The sequence below is a fragment of the Kitasatospora sp. NPDC023120 genome, assembly GCF_055560835.1.
Genome location: NZ_JBVHHY010000028.1, coordinates 124,419 through 130,702 on the forward strand (window position 1 = coordinate 124,419; position 6,284 = coordinate 130,702).

The 6,284-nt window shown below is 74.6% G+C and carries 8 protein-coding genes; 3 read left to right on the forward strand and 5 right to left on the reverse strand.

Going from position 1 to position 6,284, the window contains the following annotated elements:
• Positions 1-69: 69 nt before the first annotated feature.
• Positions 70-717, forward strand: coding sequence for a TetR/AcrR family transcriptional regulator (locus tag ACZ3TI_RS32920; RefSeq protein ID WP_465732734.1), 648 nt, complete (start codon positions 70-72; stop codon positions 715-717).
• A gap of 60 nt (positions 718-777) precedes the next feature.
• Here the strand turns inward: ACZ3TI_RS32920 and ACZ3TI_RS32925 are convergent, their stop codons facing one another.
• Positions 778-1,491, reverse strand: coding sequence for a hypothetical protein (locus ACZ3TI_RS32925; RefSeq protein ID WP_465732736.1), 714 nt, complete (start codon positions 1,489-1,491; stop codon positions 778-780).
• Positions 1,492-1,707: 216 nt separating this feature from the next.
• Between ACZ3TI_RS32925 and ACZ3TI_RS32930 the strand changes: the two genes are divergently transcribed.
• The gene (locus ACZ3TI_RS32930) at positions 1,708-2,469 is read left to right on the forward strand and encodes a nucleotidyltransferase domain-containing protein (protein ID WP_465732738.1); all 762 of its coding nucleotides are present in this window, start codon (positions 1,708-1,710) and stop codon (positions 2,467-2,469) included.
• Positions 2,470-2,473: 4 nt separating this feature from the next.
• On the opposite strand, the gene ACZ3TI_RS32935 is transcribed toward ACZ3TI_RS32930, so the two are convergent.
• The 3 genes from ACZ3TI_RS32935 to ACZ3TI_RS32945 all read right to left on the reverse strand — a co-directional run bounded on the left by ACZ3TI_RS32935 (position 2,474) and on the right by ACZ3TI_RS32945 (position 4,983).
• Positions 2,474-3,250 (reverse strand): GNAT family N-acetyltransferase, encoded by a 777-nt coding sequence (locus ACZ3TI_RS32935; protein ID WP_465732740.1) that lies wholly within the window; start codon positions 3,248-3,250, stop codon positions 2,474-2,476.
• Positions 3,251-3,314: 64 nt separating this feature from the next.
• Positions 3,315-3,764: an RICIN domain-containing protein gene (locus ACZ3TI_RS32940; protein ID WP_465732742.1), complete on the reverse strand. Its 450-nt coding sequence runs from the start codon at positions 3,762-3,764 to the stop codon at positions 3,315-3,317.
• 142 nt (positions 3,765-3,906) lie between these two features.
• Entirely contained in the window at positions 3,907-4,983 is a 1,077-nt protein-coding gene (locus tag ACZ3TI_RS32945; protein WP_465732744.1) for a hypothetical protein, read from the reverse strand.
• 131 nt (positions 4,984-5,114) lie between these two features.
• Between ACZ3TI_RS32945 and ACZ3TI_RS32950 the strand changes: the two genes are divergently transcribed.
• Positions 5,115-5,480 carry a hypothetical protein gene (locus ACZ3TI_RS32950; protein ID WP_465732745.1) on the forward strand — a complete coding sequence of 122 codons (366 nt, stop codon included), beginning with the start codon at positions 5,115-5,117 and terminating at the stop codon, positions 5,478-5,480.
• A 27-nt stretch (positions 5,481-5,507) separates the two neighbouring features.
• On the opposite strand, the gene ACZ3TI_RS32955 is transcribed toward ACZ3TI_RS32950, so the two are convergent.
• On the reverse strand, positions 5,508-5,987 hold the full coding sequence (locus ACZ3TI_RS32955) for a hypothetical protein (protein ID WP_465732747.1): 480 nt from the start codon (positions 5,985-5,987) through the stop codon (positions 5,508-5,510).
• Between the last annotated feature and the right edge of the window lie 297 nt (positions 5,988-6,284).

A 6,284-nucleotide genomic window follows, 5' to 3' on the forward strand; every position in this document is an offset into this window, starting at 1 on the left:
CGGCGGGCGGCGCAGATACACTGCACCGAGTAGTTTCATCGACGGGGTGAAGCAGTGGAGGAGTGGACCGTGGCAGCGACGGGCGGAGCGGGACGGCCGGAGAAGCGCAAGGCGATCACCCGGGCCGCGGTGGCGGTGTTCGGCCGCGAGGGGTACGTACGGGCCAGCATGGACGCGATCGCGGCAGAGGCCGGGGTGTCCAAGCGCACGGTCTACAACCACTTCCCCGACAAGGAGACCCTCTTCCTGTCGGTGGCGCTGCAGAACTCGGCGGAACTGACCGAGAAGATCCGGGACTTGATGGCGAAGTACCTCGACCGGGTGGTGGACCTGCGCCAGGACCTGGTCGACTTCGCGGTCGAGCGGGCGCACGCGGTGCTGTCCGCCGGGGACCACGGGGCGCTCGGCCGGGCGATTCGCGCCGAGGTCGCCAACATCCCGGCCGACGTCCTGGGGGCCTGGCTGGACGCCGGGCCGATCGCCTCGCTGCGCGGCCTCGCGGCGCACTTCGAGGCGCTCTCGGCGCGCGGGCTGCTCGCCGTCGAGGACGCCGGGCTGGCCGCCGAGCAGTACACGTTGCTGACCTTCCACCCGGTCGCCGACCGCTCCTTCTGGGGCGCCCTCCCGGTGCCGGACGAGGAGGTCCGGCGGATCGCGGCGGTCGGCGTCGACGCCTTCCTGCGGATCCACGGCGCCCCGACGGCGCCGCGCGGCTGACGAACCGGGGCCCCCGGGCGGGGACGGCGGTGCGCCGCCCCACCCGGGAGCCCGTACGGATCACTTCCAGTTGATGCCCTTGCCGAGGGTGTACGGGTCGCCCCAGTACTCGGCGCCCGCGACCTTCGAGGCCTCCGGGGACATCGCCACCGCGCAGGAGGTGGCCGACTGCCCGTTGGTGAAGCCCTTGGGCAGCGAGTCGCTCTTGCACTTCGGGAAGGAGCCGATGATCATCAGCTCCTGCGCCTCGGTGCCGTCCGCCAGCAGGCCCTTCATGTGGTTGACGCTGGTGAAGGACAGGTCGGTGGTGCCGGCGTTGGTGACCTTGTAGTGGATGTAGTACGGCACCAGCCCCTTGGCCTTGTCGCCCAGGTTGAGCGAGGTGAGGTCGGCCGGGTCGCCCTTCTCGATCGAGGTGACCGCGAGCGCGATGGTGCCCTTGGTGCTGCCCGAGCTGAACGGGATCGTGACGGCGTCGCCGACCTTGACCGTGGTCCCCGGCGCCGGGGTGGAGCCGGCCGGCGCGGGCGCGGCGGGCGTGCCGGACGCCGCGCCATCCGCCGGGGCGGAGGTCGGCGCGGCCGGGGTGATGGCGCCGCCGCTCGGCGACGGGGCCACGGTGCCCGGAGCGGTGGGCGCCGGCGGCGCGACCGGCGGGGTGGTCGCGGTGTCCGACGACGACGCGTCGTCGTTGCAGGCGGTCATGGTGAGCGCGCCGACCGCGGCCAGCGAGGCCAGCGCCAGGGCGCGGCGATTGCTGCGGATGGGCTTCATGAGACGTCCCCCGTCTTTGCGGACCACCGTCCGGCGGCCCTCCTGAGGGACGTTCATAGCGCAGCCCGCACCCTGGGGGCCACGACTTTGACGTCGTTTTGACCGGTCCGTGACGAGGCTCTCGCCCGTCCGTGACAAGGGATATCGAGTCGTGATCCGGGCGCGGGGCGGGGCCTGCGACTTTGATTCGATCATGTCCGTGCGATTCTGTCCGCCATGGTTCAGCAGCTGATCGACCAGGCTCGCCGACTGGTGGCCGACCGCTTCCCGGACGCGCTGTCCGCACTCCTGGCGGGCTCCGCCGCGACCGGGCGCGCCACCGCCACCAGTGACCTCGACCTCGCGGTGCTGGTCGCGGACGGCGGCGAGACCTACCGGGAGACCGTCCGCCACGAGGGCCGCGTGGTCGAGCTCTTCGTCCACACCGGGACGGGCCTCACCGAGCTGTTCGCCGTCGACGCGGCCTCCCGCCGCGCCGTCCTCCAGAGCATGTACGCCACCGGGCTGTTCCTGTCCGATCCGGACGGCCACGGCGCCCGCGCCCGCCAGCGTGCCGAGGCCGACCTGCGCCAGGGCCCGCCCGCCCTGGCCCCGGAGACCGTGGAGACCAGGCGTTACGGCCTGACCGACCTCCTCGACGACCTGGCGGACGCCGAGGGCGGCGGGATGACCGCCGGGGACACGGGGGGCGTCGCGGAGCGCCTGGCGATCGCCGGGGAGGTGCTGACCGTCGCCGCCGACCTGCTCTGCGACCACCGCCGCGCCTGGACCGGCGCCGGCAAGTGGCTGCCGCGCCGCCTCCGGGAGGCCGACCCCGCCCTCGGCCCGGCCCTGCTCGACGGCCACCTGCGCCTGTGCCGGGACGGCGACCCGCAGCCGCTGGCGCGGGCGGCCCGGCAGGTCCTCGACCTGGTCGGCGGCCCCCTCTCGGAGGGCTACCGGCGCACCTGGCACGGCACCATCGAGCGCACCGTCTAGGTGCTCACGAGGCGCTGAGCACCAGCTCGTTGTACGTCGCGACGGTGGTGAAGCCGAGCCGCTCGTACAGCCGGATCGCCGGGGCGTTGTCGGTGCGGACGTTGAGGCCCAGGTGGTCGGTGGTCGCGGCCAGCTGCCGGCACAGGGCGGTGACGCAGGCCCGGGCGAGGCCGCGCCCGCGGGCGGCCGGGTGGGTGGTCACGTTGCCGAGGACGGCGACCCGCTGCACCGGGGAGTGGACGTGCACCCCGGCCACCGCCAGCAGCCGCCCGTCCTCGCGGACGCCGGTGTAGCCGCCGCCCGCCAGCATCCGCGGATCGAACCAGGCCTCCGGGTAGGACTCGGCCAGCAGGGCGCGGACGGCGCCGAGGTCGTCCGCGGTCAACGGTTCGGCCTGGTGGTCGACGTCGGCGGGGAGGTCGTGGGTGAGGAGCATCCGGAGCAGCGGCGTCCGGCGCTCGACCGCGTAGTCGGGCGCGAGCGCCCGCTCGGCGCCGTCCGGCAGCCCGGCCATGAAGCGGCGCGGCAGGAACGGCCGCAGGTCGCCCAGCAGCGCCTCCAGCGGCGGGACGTCGGCGGGCCGGGCGAAGGCGAGCAGCACGGGGGTGTCGCCGCCGCTGAAGAGCAGCGCGACCGGGCCGTCCTCGGCGGAGGCGGTGTACCAGGCGGTGTTGTGCCAAGTGGGCTCGTCCAGGTCGCCGAGTTCGAAGAGGTGCAGCGCCGGATCGGTGCGGAACCGGGCGGCGAGCGCGGCCCGGTCGTGCAGGCTGATGAGGGACACGCGCTCGAGGATAGGCCCGGTCCGCCGGTCGGCGCCGACCGGCGGACCGCGCCCGGTGGCGGGCTCAGAGCGTCCAGCGCTGCGCCGGGTCGGCGTGGTCGCGCCGGGCCAGGGTGAGCGGGGAGCCTGGGGCGGCGGCGGTGAGGAAGAGGTCGCCGTCGTCGGCGCGCAGGGTCCGGATCCGCAGCCAGTCGCCCCCGACGACCTCCAGGCACCAGCGCCGTTCGGGCCGGCCGTTCGGGCCGTCCAGGTCGGCGAGCGAGGTCAGACGGGTGGTGTGGTCGTAGTGCAGGACCAGGGCCTGGCCGGGGGCGTACTTCCCCCGGGTCAGCTGGGTCTCCAGCACCCAGCCGCCGTCCACGGCCCAGAAGACCCAGCCCTGGCTGGTGCTGCCGTTGCGCTCCCGGGACTGGACCGGGGAGCCCCGGTCGGTGTGGCCGGGGTGCAGGTCGGCGACCGTTCCGTTCGCCGACCGGAGCGTCCACAGCTGGCCGTTCCGTACGAGCGTGGGCATCTGGCGGGCCTCCCATCCGTGGTGGTTCCCCGGGCCGGCGACCGTTGCGGCCGCCGGCCCGGGGCCTGACGGGGAACACGCTCCCGGAGCGCGGTAGACGGTCCGTCAACGCGCGTAGCCCGCAGTGCCGTTGACCTCGCGTCTACCGCTCCAGCAGTGCCCTGACCTGCGCCGCCTCCCCGGCGAGCCCCAGCCGCTCGTACACCTCCAGGGAGTCCGCCAGGCAGGCGCGGGCCTGGCGGGGCCGGCCGAGGCCGGTGAGGGCGGTGCCGAGGGTGCGCAGCAGGGCGGCTTCCAGGGCGGCGCTGGTTCTGCGGGCGAGGGGGAGGACGGCTTCGGCGCCGTCGACGGCGAGCAGCCAGCGGCCGGCTTCGGCGTGGATGCGGGCGGCCAGGTCGCCGGCCGCGGCGGCGAAGACGGTGACCTGCAGGGCGGCGAACTCGTCGCGGGCGCCGACGGCGTGGTCGAGCGCCGCCTCCGGGCCGCCGCACAGCCGTAGCACCCGGGCGAGGTAGTAGCGGCCGATCGCGGCGGAGACCGGTCCGGAGCCGCTCATCAGGCGGGCGCTGCGTTCGGCGGCGTCCCGGGCCTCGTCGAGGCGCCCGGTCTGGGCGGCGCTGAACGCGAACTCGCCGAGCGCGCTGCCCTCGGCGCGCTGCGCGCCGAGGCGGTGGAACAGGTCGGCGGCGCGGCCGGCGTGTTCGGCGGCCTCGGCGTAGCGGCCGTGCGTGCGGGCGTTGCTGCCGAGGGTGATCAGGGCCTTGGCGAGCACGCGTTCGGTCCGTTCGTCCCGGTCCGACAGGGCGACGGCCCGGCGGATCTCCTCCTCGGACTCGGCGTGGCGGTTGATGTGCCAGAGCATGCTGCCGCGCAGGTAGCGGGCGAGGGCGAGTGGTCCGTGCTCGCCGCGGGCTTCGGCTTGCCGCGCGATGAGTCCGGCGAGTTCGACGATGACGCCGGTCTGGGTGCGCTCCGGGAGCACGGCGCCCATCCGGTCGGCGAGTTCGGCGGCGCGGTCGAGCGGCAGGGCCGGGTCGTCGCAGCCGAGCGCGATGACGGCGGCGTGCACCTCGGCCTGGTCGCGCATCCAGCGGACGGCTTCCGCGCCGTCCGGGAGGGCGCGCCCGGGGCAGGCCACGGGGGCGCCGAGCAGGCTGAGTTCGGCAGGTTCGGCCCGGCGGGAAGCGGCGCGTCGGCGTTGGCGGTGCACGTCGCGCACGTCGTCCAGGACGCCTTTCCCGACGGTCAGCTGTACGCGGGCGGTGGCGAGGCCGACGCGGTGCTCGCGGGGTTCCTGCGCGCGCGCTGGGGGAAAAGCCGGCGGCGGGGGCCGGTGTCGACGAGCTCGGCGTGCGCTACCGCGAGGTGCTCACCGGGCGGCGCGTGCTGGTGCTGCTGGACGGGGTGGCCGATCCGCGGCCGCTGCTGCCCGAGACGGCGGGCTGCGCGGTCGTGGTGGCGGGCGCGGAACCGGGCGTGCTGCCCGGGAGCGCCGTACGGCTGACGGTGGGACCGCTGGAGCCGTACGACACCCACGAGCTGCTGGCCCGGATCGTGGGCACGGAGAGGATCCGGCAGGAGCCGGACGCGGCGGCGGAGGTGGCCGCCCTCTGCGGCCACCTGCCGGTCCTGTTGCGGACGGCGGCGGACCGGCTCGCGGCCCGGCAGCGCTGGTCGGTGGCCGACCTGGTCAGGTGGCTCACCGAGCGGGGGTGAGGGGCCGGGGGCCGGGGCGGCGGCGGTTTAGTACGGGTCCGAGCTACGGAGCTGGTGCGACCAGGCGCCCTCAGTGGCGCCCGAGAAGTCGATCTCGAGTCCGCCGCGGTCCGAGACCGACACGGAGACCCTCTCGCTGGGGTCGGCCTTGAAAGTGTTGCTGGCCCAGCAGACGCGGTTGTAGGCGCCGTAGACGACGAAGTTACCGTCGCCCTGCATGATCGCCTTGGTGCCGCAGCCCAAGGTCCCCTTGGCGACCCACACCGGATTGGCGGGCCCGAACGGGGGGACCCGATAGAGGACGAGGTTGCCGTCGCCCTGCATGATCAGCTGGGTGTCGCCCTCGTTGAGGCGATCGCCCGGGTAGAGCACTCCGGGCTCCCTCAAACTCGAGCCGTACCAGGTGTCGGCCTGCGCGGTCCCCGCCGACACCATCGTCCCGACCAGCGCCAGCACACCGGCCGTCATCCCGACGGCCATGTGCCGCAGCGTCCTCGTCGCCTTCATGTCCCCGTGCTACCTCTCTCGAGCGCGGCGCCCGCCATCGCGTCGGGCGCCCTGTGGTGAGGATCTTGCCGAGAGGCGATAGACAAACGATGAACGCCGCGTTGAGGCACGAGCGGCCGGCGGTAGGCGGGGGTCCGCGTGGGGGCTGGGTGAGGCCTGGGCAGGGGCGTTTGGCGTGGGCGCAGAGTAGGAGTAGTGTTCTCTAGTCGCTCGGCAGGGAGCACCGGACACGCATCGGCGCGGACGGTCCCGGGGCGGCCAATCCTCTGAAACACCACTTCCCAGGTTCGGGCTGGG